This window comes from Larkinella sp. C7, assembly GCF_006149005.1.
GTDB lineage: Bacteria > Bacteroidota > Bacteroidia > Cytophagales > Spirosomataceae > Larkinella.
This window is the reverse complement of sequence record NZ_VBSL01000011.1, coordinates 23,774-45,910: the sequence shown is the minus strand read 5'-3', so window position 1 is coordinate 45,910 and position 22,137 is coordinate 23,774. Positions and strand designations below refer to the sequence as shown.

Genomic DNA, 22,137 nt, shown 5'->3' with positions numbered 1-22,137 from the left:
TCAGCGGTTGAACGACCGTCACACCAAAAAACTCCTGACAACAGCACGGCGCTTTGTCAGGAGTTTTCCTTTTTAAGAATCTACCGATCTGGAATTCTAGTGTAAAATCAAATTTTCAAACCCTGTCAGGGTTTGAAAATACGTTTATAAACCGGTCCCCGATAGGCAAACAAACCGTAAAAAACTGGATAAAGCAGAAAATCCGTCAACAAAGTGGGTGTTCGGAAGGTGATTTCGTCGGCAATGCGGGTGTGGTTGCCATCCCGGATGATGCGGTGTTTGTGGTGCCAGTAGGAGAGGAAAAACGGCAGTTTGGTGCCTTTGTCGATGAAATAAATCTCCTGACCGGTTTCCTGTTGCTCGATGATCAAACTGATCCAGTCCTGTTTGAAAAGCAGAAAATTGAGCCGTAAATGCACGGTATCCCCTTTCAGACAGCCATCAAACCGAACGACATCAACGGGCGGAAACGGCGGACTGAGCTGGTCGAACAATTGCCGGGTGAAGCCCGCCCACACGCGTCGGTATTCCTGCTGAACGGAGGTGTAAATAGCGATTTTCATAGGTGCCCACGGACTGAAGCCCGCGTTTTTTGAGATAGTGAAAAAAACAGGGACTCAATCCGTGGGTACCGAAACCTAGAGTTGTTCCAGAATCCGCTCCATCGAAACCGCCTGTCCGATGTGCTGCTTCAGTTCGCTGATGGGCATCCGGATTTGCTCGGTCGTGTCGCGGTGACGAATCGTGACGGTATCGTCCTCCAGTGTCTGGTAATCGACGGCGATGCAGAACGGCGTTCCGATCAGATCCTGGCGGGTATAGCGTTTGCCGATGGCATCGCGTTCTTCGTAAATGACCCGGAAATCGCTGCGTAACAGCTTGAGAATCTGCGTTGCTTTTTCGGGCAAACCGTCTCTCCGCATGAGCGGGAAGATGGCGGCTTTCACCGGAGCGAGGGCCGGGTGCAGTTTCAGGTATGTCCGGGTTTTCTGGGTGTCGCCTTCGCCCACCACTTCTTCCGTAAACGCATTGCAGAATACCGCCAGAAACAGGCGGTCGGCGCCGACGGACGTTTCAACTACATACGGAATGTAGTTGCCAAACGGTTTGCCGTTTTCGTCGAGGTCGTTGTCGAAGTACTGCTGCTTTTTCCGGCTCAGTTCCTGGTGGCTTTTCAGGTCAAAATCAGTCCGGGAGTGAATGCCTTCCATTTCGCGGAAGCCAAACGGAAACTGGTATTCAATGTCGACCGCTGCGTTGGCGTAGTGGGCCAGCTTTTCGTGAACGTGAAATTTGAGTTTTTCGGCGGGTAAACCGACGGCTTTGTGGAAGTTCAGCCGGGCGGCTTTCCATTTTTCGTACCACTCCATTTCGGTGCCGGGGCGGACGAAAAACTGCATTTCCATTTGTTCGAACTCACGCATCCGGAACGTAAACTGCCGGGCCACGATCTCGTTCCGAAACGCCTTGCCGATCTGGGCAATTCCGAACGGAATCTTCATCCGACCGGTTTTCTGGACGTTCAGGAAGTTGACAAAAATACCCTGGGCGGTTTCGGGACGGAGGTAAATCAGGCTGGAATCTTCGGCCACCGAACCTACCTGCGTCGAGAACATCAGGTTGAATTGCCGCACTTCGGTCCAGTTGGCGGTTTTGGAAATCGGATCGACGATGCCTTCGCTGATGATCAGTTCGCGAACGGCGTCGAGGTCGTTTTCGCCCAGTAACCGGCCCATCTCCATCAGCAGGGCGTGGCCCTTTTCGGGTTGGCCATTGGCGGCATATTCCTCAGCTTTCAGTTCGAGCAACTGGTCGGCGCGGTAGCGTTTTTTGGAATCCTTGTTATCGATCATCGGGTCGTTGAAGGAGTCCACGTGCCCCGACGCTTTCCACGTCAGCGGGTGCATGAAAATGGACGCATCGATGCCCACGACGTTGTCGTTGAGTTGCGTCATGGCCTTCCACCACACCGATTTGAGGTTGTTTTTCAGTTCAACGCCGTTCTGACCGTAGTCGTAAACCGCCTGTAACCCGTCGTAAATTTCGCTGGACGGGAACACGAAGCCGTATTCTTTGGCGTGGGAGATAATGTCTTGCAGAGAGGTGGCGGGTGCCTGTTTCGGTTTTGCGTCTTCCATGGTGGCGCAAAAATACGGATTTAGACCAGTCGCCTGACAAAAAATTTATACTTTTGAGTTGAACACCAAAACCGTATTCGGTAAAAGGGCAATTGGCACAGAGACGGTTTCGAAAAATGAACAAACGTTACGACCTTTCTTCATACACACGCAACCGGCTTTTAAGCAACCGAATCTCTTCCTGCATCGATTCCACTTTCCGGAGCAGATGACTGATCGCGTCGATCCCGTCGATATTGATGTCCAACTCGTAATACAAGTGGCTGAATTTTTCGATCACCTGCAATTGGTGGAGGGGAATCCACTTCCGGTCGTCCGCATCGACCAGCTCGACCAGGCCGTATTCTTCCAGCGAGAACACAAACGTTTCTTCAATCGCGTAGTTCAGACAGTAGTCTTCAACAAGAATCACCTCTTCCGGTTGCATAACACAAGCAATTACAATTGAGAAATTTCCTTGAATAATTCTTTTTGTTTGTCCGTTAAACCGGTCGGAATTTTGACGGAATACGTGACGTATAAATCGCCAAACTGGCCATCCTGTTTATAAACCGGGAAGCCTTTGCCTTTCAGTCGCACCTTCGTTCCGTTCTGCGTTTCGGGACTTACTTTCAGTTTTACTTTGCCGCTCAGCGTCTCGATGGTGAGTTCACCACCCAAAACCGCCGTATATAAATCCAGGTCAACGGTCAGGTGGAGATCATCGTTCACGCGTTTGAAAACCGGATCGTCGGCGATGACAAACGTAATGTACAGATCCCCCGCCGGGCCACCGTTGGCCCCTGGCCCGCCCTGGCCTTTGAGCTTGATCACCTGTCCGTTGGCAATGCCGGCCGGAACGGTGATGCGGATGTTTTTCCCGTTCACCGTGAGTGTGTGCTGGTGGGTCTGGTAGGCTTCCCGCAAACTGATGTGCAGCTCGGCGGTGTAGTCCTGCCCCCGAAACTGGGCCTGCCGACCGCTGCGGGGCTGTTCGCCAAAGAACGATTCGAAAAACTCGGAGAAACCACCCCCGGAAAAAGGTTCGCCGGAAGACCGCTGCCCACCCGGATTGCTCCGTTGCTGCGACTGTCGGGCCTGTTCAAACTGCTCGGCATGTTTCCAGTCTTCCCCGTATTGATCGTATTTCTTCCGTTTCTCCGGATCGCTCAACACCTCATTGGCTTCGTTGATTTGCTGGAATTTGGTGTTGGCTTCCTTGTCGTTGGGGTTGAGATCCGGATGGTATTTTCGGGCCAGTTTCCGGTAAGCCTTTTTAATCGCTTCCTCCGATGCGCCTTTCTCGATGCCGAGTGTTTGGTAATAATCAATAAATGCCATAGCGGTGTAAACAAACGTACTCCCTGAGAACCATTCTTTGAAAGAATTAGTCGTTGAATGTACGAAGGATCTGTTCTGAAAAGCAATTTCTTTTTTGAAGCATTCCGTTACTTTTTTATTTCCCGCCGTCTAATAAACAGGTTCCGGGAATATCCTCCGTGACACCAGCTTATCCACCCATTCCGGAACGTGTTCATGAAGAGGGCAGTAGCCATACTCCGCGATTATTTGGGAGTATCCCAGCAGGAAGCACGGGGTATGTTAGCCTTGCTGACACTCACCGGCTTTCTGTTGCTGCTGCCGCTCGCCTACCGGCTGTGGGTTCCTGATTCAATTCCCGACACATCCGCGTCTGATAAACGACAGCTCGACAGTCTGGTGGCTTTGCTGGAAGTTGAAAACCGTGAGGTTGATGAACGACATGAAACGACGCCGGGGCGCTACGAGCCCGACTTAAAAACCAAAAAAGCCGAGCGGTTTGCGTTCGATCCCAACATTGTCGATGCCGAAAGCTGGCAACGGCTGGGGGCTCCGCGCTGGCTGGCCGACCGCATCGTTCGCTACCGTTCCAAAGGCGGTCAGTTTCGAAAAAAGGAGGACTTGCTGAAAATTTACGATTTTCCCCCGGAACTCTATGGGGAACTGGAACCGTATATGCGGCTGCGTATTGAAGAAGGGGCTGAAAAACCGTCGGAGAAATACCGGGAACGGTTTGCCGGTGCAGAGCCGGAGCTGAACAAATCGTATGCTTCCAATAAACCGGTATACGCTGCCGAACGCTACAGCAAGCCTGTGTTGCAACCCTTCGACATCAACACCGCCGACACCACCGAATTGAAAAAGCTCCGGGGCATTGGCTCCAAACTGGCGGGGCGGATCGTAAAATTTCGGGATGCGCTGGGCGGTTTTGTTTCACCGGGTCAATACGCGGAGGTGTATGGGCTGGACTCGCTGGCCCTTGAAGAATTGAATAAATACGGTCAGGTTCAAACGCCGGTTAAAAAGCTGGCGGTCAATACCGCCACCGCCGAAGAACTGGACCGACACGTTTATCTCTCAAAACGGCAAGCCGAAATCATTGTCAATTACCGTACGCAACACGGGCCATATACCTCGCCCGAATCCCTCCGCAACATCCGGATTCTCGACGCTAAAACGATTGAAAAACTGACGCCTTATCTGGCGTTTTGATCAAAACCCGTAAAGTCTTCGAGACCTTGCAGGTGTACTAGACCCGAAGCTTTGGCAACAAACCGACGTAGCATTCAAAAGAAAACCTGCCAGGTCTTCAAGACCTGACAGGTTTCGGGAAGTTTCGGAAGAATGACCTTAAAAATTCGGCTTCAACAAATACTTCATGTAAAAGTCATCGATGGCTTTGACGGCTTCTTCCGGCGTATCAACCAGCGAAATCAGTTTCATATCGCCGGGACTGATGTTGTTTTCTTTTTCCAGCATCGTTTCTTCAATCCAGTCAACCAGACCCTGCCAGAACGTCCGGCCAACCAGAACGATCGGGAAGCGCGCAATTTTTTTCGTCTGAATCAGCGTCAGTGATTCGAACAGTTCGTCCAGGGTACCAAAACCGCCCGGCAGGGCAATGAACCCCTGGGCGTATTTGACGAACATCACTTTCCGAACAAAGAAGAAGTCGAAATTGATGTTTTTGTCCGGATCGATATAGATGTTGCTTTCCTGTTCGAACGGGAGCTGAATGTTCAGACCGACCGATTTTCCGCCTTGTTCGAAGGCACCTTTGTTCCCGGCTTCCATGATACCGGGGCCCCCGCCGGTGATGACTCCATAGCCGTGCTTCACGAGTTTGGCCGCAATTTCTTCGGCGATCTGGTAATACGGATTATCCGGTTTGGTCCGGGCCGATCCGAAGATGGACACACACGGCCCAATCTTGGCCAATTTGTCGAAGCCTTCGACGAACTCGGCCATGACTTTGAAAATAACCCAGGAGTCGGCAATTTTTATTTCGTTCCAGTTTCGGTCCTGAAAGGCTTCTTTGATCCGTTGCTCGTCGGGGGTGAGCAGTAATTCGTCGCGTTTGTTAAGATCTTTCTGTATTTGGGAAACGTTCTGAGCTTCTGATCGTTGTACTGTTTTTTCTGCGTCCATGTTCTTCCAGGATTTAGGAGAGGGAAGGCTGTGGATCAGGATTTGATGGAGGGCGGTTACAAAAACCGGTCATCCATTCCTGAGTCGTTCAAGCGCCTGTTTCTCCGGTGGTGGGTCTGTTTACAAACAAACTGTGCAGAATAACCGGCGTTACTTTTGCCAGTGTTTGTAAAATTTCCAGTGTGAATTGCGTTGATGATGCGTTTTTGATCGCTTACTTTGTCCAAAATTTTGACAGAACCGGGGTTTAAAATCCGGCTTTCATGCCGGTTCAGCAGCCTCTCAACGCAGAACCGGAACATAATAACGTAATATCGTACTTTTAGTTTCAATTGTTCAACAAAATCCCATGAAACCCTCCATTGCTGTTGGTGCCGATCATGCCGGCTTTGCCTATAAACAGGAAATCGTAGCCTGGCTGGAAAAAGAAGGCTATCCGACGAAAGACTTTGGTACCTATACGGAAACCTCGGCCGATTATCCGGATTTTGCCCACCCGGTAGCGTCGGCGGTTGAAGCCCATCAATTTGACTGGGGAATTCTGGTCTGCGGTAGCGGCAACGGGGTGGCCATTACGGCCAACAAACACCAGGGTATTCGGGCGGCTTTGTGCTGGAAACCCGAACTGGCGGCACTGGCCCGTCAGCATAACAACGCTAACATTCTGTGTCTGCCGGAGCGGTATATTTCATCCGAAGAAGCCCTGGAATGCGTGAAAGTGTTTCTGAAAACAGAATTTGAAGGCGGGCGTCACCAGACGCGCGTGGGCAAAATCAGTTGTTGACGGCTTCCTCTTTTCGTCGGTAAACCCCTTCCAGCTCGGTTTTTTCATACATCGTGGACAGAGAAGGCGCACGCTGGAAGAGTTTTTTGAGCACGCTTTCTTTGTCGATGATGTAACTGGGCGGGTCTTTGCGAAAATGGTCGTAAACGCTGATCACGCTTTCGTAATTGTCCAGATTGCGAAGATCGTATTTGGCCAGATCCCAGTTGAGATAGGGCGTGGCGGCCTGGTTATTCCGGTAGGCACTGATGTCTTCACCAATCACCAGAATCCGCTGTTGCTGAATGTACCGGTCGATGGGCGACGTTTTGACCTGTAACGCGCTGAGTCGACCTAACTCCCAATTCGGAACCAGCCCCAGGGCTCCCTGATAGAGAATGAGCAGCGTAAAGACAAAGACGCCCAGAAAAATCAGTTCGGCCATCCACTCCCGGCGGATGCCCTGAAAGTAATAGGACGCAAAAAAAGCCAGGGCCGGTACGAAACTGATGAACAGCATCGGTGCCAGAAAGGGCATCAGTGCCACCGAGACCACGGCAGTAACCGCCCAGATCATCATGATTTGCTGACACCGTTGCTGGAAGTTGACGTACCGGGTCGTTTGCCGAAACAGACTCAGCAGCCCCAGCGTACCCATTGCAAAGGGCAGAAACATCGACGCCAGCAAGGTCTGAAAGTCGGTCAGGTCATATTGCCGGACCCGAAAAACCGACGACAACAGATTGCGGTTCAGGTCGGTGAGGCTGTCGGCCAGGTAATAGTACAAAACCGTCAGCAAAATCGGGAAGGCGAAACCGAAAATCAACAGCGAATGTTGCCGGAAACTGGCCCCGGTAAACAGCAGCAACGCCATCAGCGCCCAGAGAATGAACAGGGCAGAAGGCAGGTAGAACAGGGCGGCCAGACTGATGTAAAAACCGACTTCAAACACTTCATCGGTGGCCCCCCGCCGGTCCATCTGTTTAATAATGGTTCCGAAAGCCAGCAGCAGAAAGGTGGTGGAGAGCAAAACCGGCGACAGGGTGCTGCAATCGAACGACATGTTCAGAAATAAGGCGTAAATCAGGCCGGGAATCCAGTTGCGATCCGGGTAGATATCCCGGGCGTTCATCATCCAGTTGAAGTAAAAAACCTGAAAAGCGGCCACCGCCGTCCCGGCTACGTGATAGGCCAGGAGCGACCGCCCGAAGGTGAGGTCCAGCAGCCAGTAGACCAGCGCCGATAGCGGACTGACGCTGTCCCAGATGTCGCGATACAGCAGATTGCCGTTGTTCATCTGTTCCCCCACCAGCATCCAGTTCAGTTCCGGAATGAGCAGCGGAGGAGCCGACAGCAGAAACGGCAGGCGAATCAGAACCAGCAAAAGCAGCAGACTGACGATCTGAAGGGTGGCGTTAACCCGAAAAAAACTTAACAAGCGACTAGTTGGTTTACCGTATGGAACCCGAAATGGAACGACGAAATTAAACCTTTCAGGTGAAAGAAGTCGAATAAAAGGCGGATATTTGCAGGGTGTTGAGTGAATAATGAACACTGAATAATGAATAGTGAATAACGAAATAGGATTTTTGATTCCTATTGAGCAGTCCCCTCATTATTCATTAATTTTAAAAGAGTATGGAATCGAAACGACAACAGAAAGTATCGAGGCTGTTGCAGAAAGATCTGAGTGAAATCTTTCAGCGCGATAGCCGACACCTGTTCAACGGGGCCTTTATCACCGTGACGAACGTGCGGGTGTCACCCGATTTTAGCATTGCCCGGGTATATCTGAGCTTTCTGGTAACACCGAATAAAGAATTGCTGCTGGAATCGATCAAGGAAAAAGGCAAGGCCATTCGCCAGCAACTTGCCGACCGGGTGCGCCACCAGCTTCGGATTATGCCGGAACTGCATTTTTACCTGGACGATACCGCCGAATACGCGGCCAAAATGGACGCTATTTTCGCCAATCTCGATATCCCGCCCGCACCGGAGGAAGAAGACGAAGAGTAACGTTTGGACCACACCATGAACCTTCCCCTCTGGATTGCCCGCCGGTATTTTTTCTCGAAACGCAAGCGTAGTTTCATCAATTTGATTTCGCTGGTGTCGATGCTGGGCGTGGGAGTTGGCACGATGGCACTCGTGGTCGTGCTGTCGGTTTTCAACGGCATGGAGGAGTTGAACCGGATGATTTTCAAGACGTTCGAAGCGGACTTGACGGTGGCACCGGCACAGGGAAAGCGCCTGACGGTTTCGCCCGCTATGTTGCAGAACATCCGGAAAAACGGGGAGGTCCTGCTCATTACGCAGGTGATTGAAGACAATGCGCTGGCGCGTTACCGCGAAGGGCAGACGGTGGTCAAGCTGAAAGGAATCGACAATTCGTATTTGCAACGCCGGCAACTGGACACGGCTTTGGTGGAAGGAAAACTGCGGTTGCAGGAAAATGGCGTTGATTACGCGCTGGTAGCCGAGGGTGTGCGAAACGCGTTGCTGATTTCACCCGAAGACATCCTGACGCCCCTCGAACTCTGGTATCCGCAAAACCGCAAGACCTACACGGTTTTGTCGGCCGATGCTTTTAATCAGGCTAATTTTTTGGTTTCGGGCGTATTTTATATTGAAGACAATTTCAATGATTACGTGTTGGCACCGCTCAGTGTGGTTCGGGAACTGATTGGGTATCAGCCCAATCAAATCTCTTCGCTGGAGGTGCAGGTGAAGCCGGAAACCGATATTGCCTCGTTGAAAAAGAGTTTACAACAGCAATTGGGGTCGACGGTCGTGATCAAAGACCGCGATGATCTGAACCCCGACCTGTTTCGGGCCATTCGCGTTGAAAAGTTGTTTGTAACCGTAACGCTGGGTTTTCTGGTGCTGATTGCATCAATCAACATCTTTTTCTCGTTGTCGATGCTGGCCATTGAGAAAAAAGACGATGTGGCCATTCTGTACGCAATGGGGGCATCGCCCTCGCTGGTTCGGCGGATATTTCTGTTTGAAGGTTCAATCGTTGCCTGTATTGGCGGTGTTGTGGGCCTGGTACTCGGGATTGTGTTGTGTTTGTTGCAGCAGCGGTTTGGCTTTGTATCGATGGGCATCGAGAGTTCACTCATCGACGCCTATCCGGTTAAAATTCACGGAAATGACCTGATTCTTACCACCCTGATCGTTATTGTTGTGACCATTGTGGTATCCTGGTTTCCGGCTCAAAAGGCGGCCGCCGTTTCCAAAGCCGTCGACAGTGTGCAGTAAAGGAATGGAAAAGTATTTACTAAAAAACGAATTTCCCCGTTTTGATAAGGCTAAGTGAATGATCTGTATGCTTAAAATTATCCGAAATATCGGGTTCGTCCTTCTTATTATTATCAGTAGCCAGTGGGCACTGGGGCAGAATCGTGCGGGTGATGCGGACAAAAAAAACGCTCCGCTCACGGTCAACGGACCCTATAACGCCACCCGAACGCTGCCCCACGATTTGCTTCACACCCGGCTCGATCTGAGCTTCGACTGGGTGCGCCAGTGGGTTCACGGCATTGCGCGCCTGCGGTTCAAACCGCATTTTTATCCCCAGAATACGCTGGATGTCGATGCGAAAGGGTTCGAAATCAAAGGCGTTTTTCTGCTCGACACGCTGAAAACCGGTGAAACGGTTTTCGATACGCTCAACTATACCTACAACGACCGGCAAAAGATTCACGTTCTGCTGCCCCGAACCTACACCCGCGCCGATACCTTCGATATTCAGATCGTTTATACCGCCAAACCGAACGAACGACCATTGGGAGGCAGTGCGGCCATTTCGCAGGATAAAGGGCTGTATTTTATCAACCACGACGGCGCGGAACCGAACAAACCCCGCCAGATCTGGACCCAGGGCGAAACCGAAGCCAATTCGTGCTGGTTTCCGACCATCGACACGCCGAACGAGAAAATGACGCAGGAGATTTACCTGACGGTCGAGAACAAATACCGGACGCTTTCCAACGGAAAACTCATTTCATCAACGGTCAATCAGGACAGTTCGCGCACCGATTACTGGCGACAAACCTTGCCCCATTCGCCCTATCTGGCAATGATTGCCGTGGGTGATTTCGCCTACGTCAGGGATTCGCTGGCGGCAACACCGGAGCGCGGGCCGCTGGAAGTCAGCTACTATGTGGAACCGGCCTACGAGAAAGACGCCCGCGCCATTTTTGGCCGGACGCCCGCGATGGTTGAGTTTTTTGAGAAAAAATTCGGGGTGCCGTACGTCTGGGAGAAATACAGCCAGATTGCCGTGCGCGATTTTGTTACCGGCGCGATGGAAAACACCACGGCGACGGTTCATGGTGAAACCGTTCAGATGGACGGGCGGCAACTGGTGGATGGCAACTCCGATGATGTGATTTCGCACGAACTGTCGCACCACTGGTTCGGAAACCTGGCCACCGCCGAGTCGTGGGCCAACCTGCCGCTGAACGAAGCCTTTGCCACCTACGCCGAATACCTCTGGCGGGAACACAACGAAGGGACGTATTCGGCCGATATGCACGGGCTGGATGATCTGAATCAGTACATTGCCGAATCGGAAACCAAGCAGGAACCGCTGATCCGGTACCGCTACACCGACCGCGAGCAGATGTTCGACAGCCACTCGTATGCCAAAGGGGGCCGGGTGTTGCACCTGCTCCGCCGGACGATTGGCGATGATGCTTTTTTCGAATCCCTGACGCTGTATCTCAAACGCCACCGTTTCAAAACCGCCGAGCTCAGCGACCTGCGCGAAGCTTTTGAAGAGGTGACCGGCGAAGACCTGAACTGGTTCTTCGATCAGTGGTTTCTGAAACCGGGCCATCCGGTGATCAAGATCGAAAAAGAATACCGGCAGGGGGGCGTACAGTTGACGGTTATTCAGCAACAGGATTCGACCAAAACCCCGATTTATCGCCTGCCCGTGAAAGTGGATCTGTGGGTAAAAGGGCAGAAGAAAAGCTATGATGTGGTGGTCGATAAAGCCAGACAGGTGCTCAATTTTACGGTGGAACAACGCCCGGATTTGATCGTGTTCGACGCGGATCACCGGATTGTTGGAACCGTTGAGCAGGAAAAAAACAAGGCGGAACTGTTGTTTCAATTTTATCATACCGACAATTACCGGGACAAATACGAGTCGATTACCCGGCTGGAAGACAAGAGCAACCTGATCGATTCGACGGTTCGGCACATGATGATGGACGCCATGCAGGACAAATTCTGGAAAATCCGTCAGGTGGCCGTTGGAAACTTTGCGGAATACGACGGGCAGGAGTTTGCGGAAGTGGAGCGGATTGTGCAGAGCAAAGCCCGCAATGACGAACGCTCACTGGTGCGGCAGGAAGGCATCAACACGCTGGCTTCGTATGCCGACAATGTCAATGACCCGCTGTTCCGGGAAGCGCTGAATGATACGTCGTATGCGGTCGTTTCGTCGGCACTGGATTCCTATTTGTTGTCAAAACCGGGTGACGCCAATGAAATTGCCGCCCGTTTTGAGAATGTCCCCAATGGCGACATCGTGACGGCAGTGGCCAATTATTACGCCAATTCGACCGATACCAGCCGCTATACCTGGTTCATCAACAAGATGAGCACCATGAAATCGCAGGACCTTTATAACTTTTTGCAGGTCTTCGGGAAATACCTGATTCGGTCGGGGGCCGACACCCAGCGGCAGGCCATTCCGATGCTGGAAGTGATGGCGCGCACGAGCCCGGCGTATTTTGTGCGGTTTGGGGCCTATCAGGTGCTGGGCTTGTTGCAGGACATCGAAGGCGTCAAATCCATGCGGAAAGACATTCGGCTGAGCGAGCGCGATCCGAAACTAAAGGAAATGTATGAGCAGTTTAAAGATTTTTAAAACAGTATTCGTCAAAAACAAAACCCAGGGAATTCCTATGAAGAAACATTTTTTTACCTCGATTTTAAGTGCTTTTTTCGGCCTTACCGTTGCGCTGGCTGCGGGTCCGATTGACGGGAAATGGTCCGGAAAAATAGGCGACGATTATGCATTGACCCTGGACCTGAAAACCGACGGCAACCAACTGACCGGAACCATCGGCAATGCGAACGGCTCCCTTCCCATCAAAGAGGGAAAGGTGGATGGCACCAGTTTCTCGTTCAAAACGGAATACGATGGGAATGTGATTCCTGTCAAAGGGACCGTTGAGGGTGATAAAATGATTCTGTCCGTCAATTACAATGGCAGCGAGGTTCCCGGAACGCTGATGCGTCAGGGTGGCTCCTCCAGCACGGCAACTGCCACTCGTCCGCGGGCAAAACCCGAAGAAACTGAAGTATGGGACCCGGTTCCGAAGGTGATTACGGCGGGAAAAACGCCCCTCGATGCGCCCTCTGACGCGGTGATTCTGTTCGACGGCAAAAACCTGGATCAGTGGGTGACGGTGAAAGACAAATCGCCCGCCAACTGGACGGTTTCCAAAGGCGTTCTGACCGTCAACAAGGCCGCCGGTAACATCGAAACCAAGCGGTCGTTCACGAACTACCAGCTTCACATCGAATGGAAGATTCCCGAGAAAATCTCATTGACCGGCCAGAGCCGGGGCAACAGCGGCATCTTCCTGGCTTCTACCGGCCCCGGCGACGCGGGCTATGAGCTCCAGGTGCTGGATTCGTACGAAAACAAAACCTACTCGAACGGCCAGGCAGGAAGCATCTACAAGCAGGCGATTCCGCTGGCCAACGCCAGCAAAAAACCGGGCGAATGGCAGGTGTACGACGTGATCTGGAATGCTCCGAAATTCAACGCCGATGGCTCGGTGCAGACCCCGGCCCACGTGACGGTTATTCACAACGGCGTCGTGGTGCAGAACAACTACGAACTGAAAGGCGAAACGACGTACATTGGTCAGCCCCAGTACAAAAAATACGAATCGGCACCCATCAAATTGCAGGCTCACGGTGACAAAAGCGAACCGATCAGCTTCCGGAATATCTGGGTGCGGGAGTTGTAGTGCTGCATCTGACAACTGATTTTTTGGAAAAGGGCGGCTTCAGTCGCCCTTTTCCTTTTAAAAACCGCCTTGGATCTCTCCGGTGATCTAAAATTTAGGTTCAACCTAACCAAGTGGCGTAATGGCAGACTTTAAAAACCTGAGCGAAAGCATTGCATACCTCGAAAAGATAGACTTCCAGACGGACGCACGCGTGCGTCCTGTGTCTATGAATGGCTTGTATCGGTTGCTATACCTATCGAACAAAGAATTGGCAGAAAACAATCTGTTTCTCTACGGATTGAAAATTGAAACGATCAGGGTATATATTTTACCGGATTCTGGTTTTTTAGCGGGGTTTCATCTCTTTTTTCACAGCGATGATTCCCTGTTGCAAGCCATCGAAGGGGATATCGGGCCGTATGCTGTGGCTGCCGGATGGGGGCTGGATGATGAAGCGGCCAGCGACTTCGATATTTTTTCGTGGAATTATGGCCCGTACGAAATTGACTTTCGTAAAAGGCACCGTTTCTTTTCTGATGACAAGCCGGGACCGGTTCAGGATATAATTTCGGGTACGACAGCCTCTTATAAAACCCTGCAACAAGTGTACTTAAACGCGATTCGGGATCAGTAGCGACCGGAATCAATCCCCCGGCGCCGTCGTTATGATTTTGATACGGAGACGATATTTCGTTATTTGCAAGGGTCGTTTTCTGCCCGTTGCGCAGACCGTTTTCCGGCAACTTACCAATGAATAAACCAGAAAAGAAACTGTTTTTGCTGGATGCACTGGCGTTGATTTACCGCGCCCATTTTGCCTTCAGTAAAGCCCCCCGCATCACCTCCAGGGGCCTGAATACCAGTTGTGTATTCGGATTTACGAACGCCATGCTGGAGATTCTTCAAAAGGAAAAACCGACCCACATCGGCGTTGCGTTCGATAGCAGCAAAAAGACCTTCCGGCACGAGGCTTTTGTGGAATACAAGGCCAATCGTCAGGCCATGCCCGAGGATATCAGCATTGCTATTCCGTATGTGAAAAAGCTGGTGGAAGCCATGAACATTCCGATTCTGATTCTGGATGGCTACGAAGCGGATGACATCATCGGAACGCTCGCCAAACGGGCTTCGAAAGCTGGTTTTGAGGTGTTTATGATGACGCCGGATAAAGATTACGGCCAGCTCGTCGAAGAACACGTCTACATTTACCGCCCGGCGTTCATGGGCAAAGGAGCCGAAAAACTGGGCGTGAAAGAAGTGCTCGATCGCTGGCAGATTCAGGAAATCAGTCAGGTGACCGACATGCTGGGGCTCATGGGTGATTCGGTCGATAACATTCCGGGGATTCCGGGCGTTGGCGAAAAAACCGCTCAGAAACTCGTGGCCGAATTTGGCAGCGTCGAAAACCTGATTGCCAATGCCGACAAACTGAAAGGCAAGCTGAAAGAGAACGTGGTGCAGTTTGCCCAACAGGGCCTGCTGTCGAAACAACTGGCCACCATCCACCTCGACGTTCCGCTCGAATTTAACGAAGACGCCCTGCGACATACCGAACCTGACAAACCCAAACTGTCGGCCTTGCTGGACGAACTGGAATTCCGGCAACTGCGTCGGCGGCTGGTGGGCGAGGAAGATTCGGAGCCCAGCCCGTTTCCGGTGGCTCCGGCCAAACCGGGTGCCAAAGGGCAGATGGGCCTGTTCGATGAAGCGGTTCTGGCCCCCGCTGCAACCCCGGCTGCGAATGCATCCGGGACGGAGGGCTTGCCGTTTGCATTCGATCAAAAACCGGGTGTGGGCGCGGCCATTTCAGCCTTTGAAAAAGGAGCCCGGCCGCAGGCGATTGCCAACACGGACGATATGCAGGCTGACTGGACAGAAGTGGAACCGAATGACCGACAGCCTGAACCCCGGCGCACGATTGATTCGGTCGTTCATGATTACCGGCTGGTCGATACCCCCGCGTTGCGGAAAAGTCTGGTGCATTATTTGAATCAGCAGGATACCTTGTGTTTCGATTCGGAAACGACCTCGACCGATCCCGTTGAGGCCGATCTGGTGGGTTTGTCGTTTGCATACCGCAAGGGTGAAGCGTTTTACGTGCCGGTTCCGGCTGATCGCGAAGAAGCCCAGGCCATTGTCGAAGAGTTTCGCTCGGTTTTTGAAAATGCCGGGATCATCAAGGTCGGCCAGAACCTGAAATACGATATGCTGATGCTGAAAAAATACGGCATCGAAGTGCAGGGCAAGCTGTTCGATACGATGGTGGCGCATTACCTGATCGAACCGGAGCAGCGGCACAACATGGACATGATGGCGATGACGCACCTGAATTACGAACCGGTTTCGATCGAAACGCTGATTGGCAAGAAAGGGCCGAAGCAGTTGTCGATGCGCGATGTCGAAATTCAGAAAGTGGTCGAATACGCCGGAGAAGATGCCGATATTACCCTGCAACTGAAAGACACTTTTTTGCCGTTGCTGGAGAAAAATCAGCTCACCAAACTGTTCTACGAAGTTGAAATGCCGCTGGTGCGCGTCCTCGGCGACATGGAACTGGGGGGCGTGAAAGTGGATATGAATGCCCTGGCCGAGCTTTCTGCGACGCTCGAAACCGACATCCGGCAGGTGCAGAGCGAAATTTATGAACTGGCGGGCGGCCCCTTCAACGTGGGATCTCCCAAACAACTGGGCGAGGTGTTGTTTGATAAACTGAAACTGGACAGCAAAGCGAAAAAGACCAAAACCGGTCAGTATGCCACCGGCGAGGAGATTCTGACCGATCTGGAAGCCGATCACGAAATTGCCCGGAAGATTCTGGATTACCGCGAGTTGGTCAAATTGAAAAACACCTACGTCGATGCGCTTCCGCTCATGATGAGTAAACACGATGGCCGGATTCACACCTCGTTCAACCAGGCGGTGGCGGCAACCGGGCGTTTGAGTTCGACCAATCCGAACCTGCAGAACATTCCGATCCGGACGCCCCGGGGTCGTGAAATTCGGAAGGCTTTCGTGCCCCACAGCGATGATTTTCTGATCATGTCGGCGGATTATTCGCAAATCGAGCTGCGCATCATGGCGGCTTTCAGCGGGGATCAAACCATGCTGGACGCGTTCAACAACGGCATCGATATTCACACCCAAACCGCCAGCAAGGTGTTCAAAGTACCGCTGGCGGAGGTGGATTCAGACATGCGCCGGAAAGCTAAAATGGTCAATTTCGGGATCATCTACGGGATTTCAGCGTTCGGCCTTTCCCGCCGATTGCGGATTCCGCGCCGGGAAGCGGCCGAAATTATTCAGGAATATTTTGCCGGTTTTCCGGCCATTAAAGAGTACATGGACGGAGCGATTGAAAAGGCCCGCGAATGCGAATATGCCGAAACGATTCTGGGCCGACGCCGGTATTTGCGCGACATCAATTCCCGGAACATGACCGACCGGAGTTTTGCCGAGCGCAACGCCATCAACGCACCCATTCAGGGGTCGGCGGCCGATATGATCAAGATTGCGATGATCAACATTGACAAGTTTATCCGGGAAAACCGCTTGAAGTCACGCATGATCCTGACCGTTCATGACGAACTGGTTTTCGATGCCCACAAGGATGAACTGGAGTTGTTGAAAGAAAACGTCGGTGAACTGATGCGAACGGCGATTCCGCTGGCGGTCAAGATGGAAACTGGTATCGGAATTGGCGAAAACTGGCTGGTGGCGCATTGACGCAACCTGCTCCGATGAGCGGAAACCACTTCGTTATTCGATGTTCAGTATTCGATATTTATTAAAATCAATGCCAACGATGAGATGATGCCCTTGCCTAACCGTTGTTTAAGTGCCAGCGGCACGTAAGGTTAATAGGAAATGGGTATTTTAAGAGATTCAGGTGTGCCGCAGGTACGCAACCAAGTCTGTATCGCGTACCTCTGGCACGCCGGGGTGCTCAGAATACGCATTTGCTATTAACATGGGACCTTTCCCGGGTCAGTAATCTCACCGTTTGCGTTAAAATCAAAAAATGAATATCGAATCTTGAATATCGAACATTAAATATCGAAGTATTTGAAACCGTGTTCATAAAGAATTAACAAGGTTTCCGGGCCGGAAGCCTTCTTTTTTTGTTAGTATGGAATCACTAATCCCTCAAAGCATGAAAAATATACTGGTTCCCACTGATTTTACCGGCACCTCCAATTTGGCCCTGGCCTGGGCCAAATTCATTGCCAAACACTATATCAACGATGGCCATGAAACGACGCTGGTGCTGGCTCACGTCACGCAGCCTTTTATTCCGGACACGACGCTGCCGACGGGCGAAGTAGGAGCGGGCATTCTGGCGGCTCAGGAAATGGAAGACGTTGGCGAGTTAAACCTGCAGGAGTTGGCCGAACAGCTTGAACGGGAAGGGTTTACGGCCCGGATTGAAAACCGATTTGGATCAATCGACGATGAAATTGTGGAGGTGGCCGATGAGTTACAGCCGGATCTGATCGTAATGGGGCGGAGCCACATCGATACGTTTTTTGACTGGCTGGCGGGGAGTTCGGCGGCCGATGTGGCCATGACGGCCCACTGCCCGGTTTTGGTGGTGCCAACGCTGGAACACGGCGAAAACCATCCGGTTCGGCTGGAAAACATCGTGTATGCAACCCAACTGGAGTTTGACGAAAACCACATCCTTCGGCCCGTTGTTCAGCTTGCCCGGATGTTTGAGTCCAAATTAAGACTCGTGAAAATCAAGGCCCTCAACCAGCCCAATGTGTATGACGACCGCCAGTTTCTGGATCAGATCGAAGCCGAATTTGGCCGGGAGCGGTTTGTAGAAGACACCGTCGATGCCGATAATGTGAAAGAAGGATTGACGAAATACAACAAAACCCACCAGGTCGATCTGCTGATCATGGCAACCCGCGAACGGGATTTCCTGAGCAAATTGCTGAACCCCAGCCTGACCAAACGCATGGTGTTGAGTTCCGACATTCCGGTTTTGGTGTATCACGCGAAAGAAAACTACTAGTGCTTGCGGAGACAGGACGGGTAACACCGCCTGGTTCGTGAGTGCCTGAAAACGATGGGCAGACGCCGGTACAAGCATTCTGAAAAAAAAGTGGGAACCTCACCGGGTTCCCTCATTTACGTTGGTCAGGAGATCGACTACAAAACCACCATTCGGCGGATTCTCTACAACGAAGCCAGTTATACCGTCGAAACCCTGAAGCGGCTGGATTCCTGCGGGCGACCGACTGACGGTTCACCGTTCGTCTCCTGGCTCAACGTCGACGGCATTCACGAACCCGCCGTGGTGGAGCGCATCGGCCAGCAATACCACTTGCACCCGCTGTTGCTCGAGGACGTTATGAACTCCCAGCAAAAGCCGAAAGTGGAGGAATACGACGGTGCTTATGTGTTTTCAACGCTTAAAATGCTGCATTTCAACACTGATACACAGGAGTTGGAAAATGAACACCTGAGTTTTGTGTTGGGCAAAAACTATCTGATTTCGTTTCAGGAGGAACGAAAAATCGATTTGTTTCAGCCGGTTCTCGATCGCATTGAAGCGTCGGCGGGCAAAACCCGGCGCAACGGCCCCGATTACCTGCTCTATGCCTTGATGGATTTGGTCGTCGACCATTATTTTGTGGTGCTGGACAGCATCGGCGAAAAGCTCGAAATCCTGGAAAATAGCATCATTCAGCAGGTGGCCGGGCAGCAAACCCTGACACGGCTGTATACCCTGAAACGCGAACTGACGTTGATGCGGAAAGTGGTCTGGCCCGTTCGCGAAATGATCAACCGGCTGATTCTGGAAGACAGTGAACTGATTCGTCCGGCCACCATGCCTTTCCTCCGCGATCTGTATGACCACGTGATTCAGGTGCTTGACAGCATCGATTCCTACCGCGAACTGGCCACCGGTTTGCTGGATGTTTATTTGTCGACGCTCAGCAACCGCATGAATGCCGTCATGAAAACGCTGACGATTTTTTCGGCTATTTTTATGCCGCTGACGTTTATTGTAGGGGTTTATGGAATGAATTTTGACAACATGCCGGAACTCCACACCCAAAACGGCTACTTTGTCGTCTTGGGTGTTATGGTCCTTTTGTTTGTTTTAATGGTTATTTATTTCCGCCGAAGGCGGTGGTTTTAGGTGATATAGTTTTGATGAAAATTCAGGATTTTGGGATCAATACATCTGAGGTGTATCCGGTGACGGACAGCCGTCAGGTGTTGTCGCCGACGCAGAACGGGGCGGCAGAACCGGTATTTTTTGCCATTCAGGGTGAACACCACGACGGGCATCGGTTTATTACGGAATTATACAAAAAAAACGTCCGGCAGTTTGTCGTCGAAACGTCCGCTTTGACACCCGACCTGCGGCACGAACTGGCGCAGTTGCCCGACGCCCGCATCCATGAGGTGGGCAGCAGCCTGAAAACCTTGCAGGAATTAGCCGCCGAACACCGCAGCCGGTTTACGATTCCGGTAGTCGGCATCACGGGGAGCAATGGCAAAACCATCGTGAAAGAATGGCTGGCGCAGGTACTGTCGCCCGATTTCCGGATCCAGAAAAGTCCGAAAAGCTACAACTCCCAACTGGGGGTTCCGCTGTCGGTATGGCCGCTGAACGAAAACCATACGCTGGGGATTTTTGAAGCCGGTATTTCAAAACCGGCTGAAATGCAGGCGCTTCAATCCATTATCAACCCGACGATTGGCATTTTTACGAACGTCGGCCCGGCCCACGACGAAGGTTTCCGAAGCCAGAAGCAGAAAGTAGCCGAAAAACTCCGGCTGTTCCGTAAAGCGGAGACGTTGATTTATCGGAAATCATATTCGGAAATTGATGAAGAAATTCATTTGCTGCTCAAAGCCGTCAACCCGACCATTCGGCTGATCAGTTGGTCGACGGACCCAACCGCAACCGTTCCGGTTTCCTATATTCCCCAAACGACCGGTACCCAAATCAGTGTGCAATGGGAAGGACGTGATTTCCGGGTTGAGGTGCCGTTTTCTGATCCTGCATCGCTCGAAAATGCAACGCACGTCCTGCTGGCAACACTGGTTTTGGGCATTTCGGACGCGAACCTTCTGCGGGAACGGTTTGCCCGGTTGCGACCCGTGTCGATGCGGCTGGAACTGAAAGAAGGCATTCACCGCAATCTGTTGATCGACGATACCTACAACAACGACCTCGCCGGTTTGTCGATTGCGCTTAATTTTTTGAATCAGCAGGACGCTTCCCGCCCCAAAATACTGGTTTTATCGGATCTGCTCGAAACCGGGATGAAACCGGATGAACTCTATCCGGCCATTGCGCGGATGGTGGCCGAAAAAAACATCAGCCAACTGGTTGGCGTCGGGCCGGAAATGGGGCGGTATCAAACGGTTTTTACGGTGCCAACCCGGTTTTATGCGACTACCAACGCGCTGTTGCAGTCGGGTTACCTGAATGAACTGACGGATTCGGTGATTCTGGTGAAGGGCGCAAGGCGGTTTTCGTTTGAAAGCGTGGTCAGTCGTTTTGTGCAGAAATCGCACCGGACGGTGTTGGAAATAAACCTCGACGCCCTTACGCACAACCTGAATTTTTACCGGAGCAAAGTCGGTTCGCAGACCAAAATCATGGTGATGGTGAAGGCCTTTGCCTACGGTAGCGGCAGTGCCGAGGTGGCCAGTCTGCTGCAATACCACCGTGTCGACTACCTGGCCGTGGCCTACGCCGATGAGGGCGTGGGGCTTCGTCAGAATGGAATTACGTTGCCCATCATGGTGATGAATCCGGCACCGGAGTCGTTTCGGCAACTGCTTGATTATGATTTGGAACCGGAGATATTCAGCTTTCGGATTCTGGAAGAATGGAGGCAATTTCTGAAAGAAGAACATCCACAACCGGGTGCTGAAAAATCGGTTGTAAAGTACCCGCCCATTCACATCAAGCTCGATACGGGCATGCATCGATTGGGTTTTCTGCCCGGCGAAATCGCCGAATTGGGTGCAATATTGACGGCCAATCCGGATCTTCGGGTGGCTTCGGTTTTCAGTCATCTGGCGGGCTCCGACGAAGCGGAACACACGGCTTTTTCGCAGGAACAATACCGGCAACTGATTGCAGGAGCGACGCAACTGGAGCAAATGCTGGGGTATCGCCCGCTGCGGCATTTGCTCAACTCGGCGGGCATTGTGCGGTTGCCCGACTACAAACTGGACATGGTTCGGCTCGGAATCGGACTGTATGGCGTTGAAGTCAGCAAACTCGAACCACAACAGGTTCAGGCGGTTGGCACGTTGAAAACCATCATCAGCCAGATCAAAGACCTCAAAGCCGGAGAAACCGTGGGTTACAGCCGCCGGGGTGTTTTGAACCGCGACGCCCGCATCGCCACACTGGCAGTCGGCTATGCCGATGGCTACGACCGTCGGTTGGGCAACGGAGTCGGGCAGGTTTGGGTCAATGGCCTTTTGTGCCCCACCGTGGGCAGTGTCTGCATGGACATGACGATGATCGATGTATCCGAAACGCAGGCAGAGGAGGGAGACGAAGTCATTTTATTTGGTCAGCCGGTTTCGATTGCGGCTCTGGCGGAACGCATCGGGACCATTCCCTACGAAATTCTGACGGGAGTAAGCGAGCGGGTCAAGCGGGTGTTCTACCGGGAATAATAAAAAGCCCGCCAGCCGGAATCCGACTGACGGGCCTCATCTGTCCCCACAAACCGCTCTCACAGGGTTCTTCCAAGTTGGTAGATCAGCGTCTGCCCAACTTTTTTTCCAGAGTAGAGAAACTAGACAAGAGAGTAGAGACCAA

17 protein-coding genes are annotated in these 22,137 nt (G+C 52.0%); 11 read left to right on the top strand and 6 right to left on the bottom strand.

The annotated features are described in order from the left end of the window. Positions 1-125 precede the first annotated feature (125 nt). From FH871_RS23115 to FH871_RS23100, 4 genes are all read right to left on the bottom strand, one after another. Positions 126-563, bottom strand: coding sequence for a hypothetical protein (locus FH871_RS23115; RefSeq protein ID WP_138993805.1), 438 nt, complete (start codon positions 561-563; stop codon positions 126-128). A 75-nt stretch (positions 564-638) separates the two neighbouring features. Next, a complete protein-coding gene (locus FH871_RS23110; protein ID WP_138993804.1) occupies positions 639-2,138 on the bottom strand; it encodes a glycine--tRNA ligase in 1,500 nt (499 codons plus the stop codon). Positions 2,139-2,265: 127 nt separating this feature from the next. Then, positions 2,266-2,565: a chaperone modulator CbpM gene (locus FH871_RS23105; RefSeq protein ID WP_138993803.1), complete on the bottom strand. Its 300-nt coding sequence runs from the start codon at positions 2,563-2,565 to the stop codon at positions 2,266-2,268. An 11-nt stretch (positions 2,566-2,576) separates the two neighbouring features. Next, positions 2,577-3,458, bottom strand: a complete 882-nt coding sequence (locus FH871_RS23100; RefSeq protein WP_138993802.1) for a DnaJ C-terminal domain-containing protein — start codon at positions 3,456-3,458, stop codon at positions 2,577-2,579. A 195-nt stretch (positions 3,459-3,653) separates the two neighbouring features. Here FH871_RS23100 and FH871_RS23095 point away from each other — a divergent pair, with 195 nt between their 5' ends. Further along, the gene (locus tag FH871_RS23095) at positions 3,654-4,649 is read left to right on the top strand and encodes a helix-hairpin-helix domain-containing protein (protein WP_138993801.1); all 996 of its coding nucleotides are present in this window, start codon (positions 3,654-3,656) and stop codon (positions 4,647-4,649) included. A gap of 138 nt (positions 4,650-4,787) precedes the next feature. Here FH871_RS23095 and FH871_RS23090 read toward each other — a convergent pair whose 3' ends face one another. Continuing rightward, on the bottom strand, positions 4,788-5,585 hold the full coding sequence (locus FH871_RS23090) for a TIGR00730 family Rossman fold protein (protein WP_114405912.1): 798 nt from the start codon (positions 5,583-5,585) through the stop codon (positions 4,788-4,790). A gap of 349 nt (positions 5,586-5,934) precedes the next feature. Between FH871_RS23090 and rpiB the strand changes: the two genes are divergently transcribed. Beyond that, on the top strand, positions 5,935-6,369 hold the full coding sequence (gene rpiB, locus FH871_RS23085) for a ribose 5-phosphate isomerase B (RefSeq protein ID WP_138993800.1): 435 nt from the start codon (positions 5,935-5,937) through the stop codon (positions 6,367-6,369). On the opposite strand, the gene FH871_RS23080 is transcribed toward rpiB, so the two are convergent. Further along, on the bottom strand, positions 6,359-7,786 hold the full coding sequence (locus tag FH871_RS23080) for a hypothetical protein (RefSeq protein WP_138993799.1): 1,428 nt from the start codon (positions 7,784-7,786) through the stop codon (positions 6,359-6,361). The genes rpiB and FH871_RS23080 overlap by 11 nt on opposite strands. A gap of 200 nt (positions 7,787-7,986) precedes the next feature. On the opposite strand from FH871_RS23080, the gene rbfA reads away from it, so the two are divergent. The 9 genes from rbfA to FH871_RS23035 all read left to right on the top strand — a co-directional run bounded on the left by rbfA (position 7,987) and on the right by FH871_RS23035 (position 21,992). Beyond that, positions 7,987-8,364, top strand: coding sequence for a 30S ribosome-binding factor RbfA (rbfA, locus tag FH871_RS23075; protein ID WP_114405908.1), 378 nt, complete (start codon positions 7,987-7,989; stop codon positions 8,362-8,364). 15 nt (positions 8,365-8,379) lie between these two features. Continuing rightward, on the top strand, positions 8,380-9,609 hold the full coding sequence (locus FH871_RS23070; protein ID WP_138993798.1) for an FtsX-like permease family protein: 1,230 nt from the start codon (positions 8,380-8,382) through the stop codon (positions 9,607-9,609). Between the two features lie 67 nt (positions 9,610-9,676). After that, the gene (locus tag FH871_RS23065; RefSeq protein ID WP_138993797.1) at positions 9,677-12,232 is read left to right on the top strand and encodes a M1 family metallopeptidase; all 2,556 of its coding nucleotides are present in this window, start codon (positions 9,677-9,679) and stop codon (positions 12,230-12,232) included. 37 nt (positions 12,233-12,269) lie between these two features. Next, complete coding sequence (locus FH871_RS23060) at positions 12,270-13,346, top strand: DUF1080 domain-containing protein (RefSeq protein ID WP_229317515.1); 1,077 nt, start codon at positions 12,270-12,272, stop codon at positions 13,344-13,346. 121 nt (positions 13,347-13,467) lie between these two features. After that, entirely contained in the window at positions 13,468-13,962 is a 495-nt protein-coding gene (locus FH871_RS23055; RefSeq protein WP_138993796.1) for a hypothetical protein, read from the top strand. 116 nt (positions 13,963-14,078) lie between these two features. Continuing rightward, a complete protein-coding gene (gene polA, locus FH871_RS23050; protein ID WP_138993795.1) occupies positions 14,079-17,051 on the top strand; it encodes a DNA polymerase I in 2,973 nt (990 codons plus the stop codon). Positions 17,052-17,478: 427 nt separating this feature from the next. Further along, positions 17,479-18,345 carry a universal stress protein gene (locus FH871_RS23045; protein WP_138993794.1) on the top strand — a complete coding sequence of 289 codons (867 nt, stop codon included), beginning with the start codon at positions 17,479-17,481 and terminating at the stop codon, positions 18,343-18,345. 54 nt (positions 18,346-18,399) lie between these two features. After that, on the top strand, positions 18,400-19,479 hold the full coding sequence (corA, locus tag FH871_RS23040) for a magnesium/cobalt transporter CorA (RefSeq protein ID WP_138993793.1): 1,080 nt from the start codon (positions 18,400-18,402) through the stop codon (positions 19,477-19,479). 14 nt (positions 19,480-19,493) lie between these two features. Further along, complete coding sequence (locus tag FH871_RS23035; protein WP_138993792.1) at positions 19,494-21,992, top strand: bifunctional UDP-N-acetylmuramoyl-tripeptide:D-alanyl-D-alanine ligase/alanine racemase; 2,499 nt, start codon at positions 19,494-19,496, stop codon at positions 21,990-21,992. Positions 21,993-22,137: the final 145 nt, after the last annotated feature.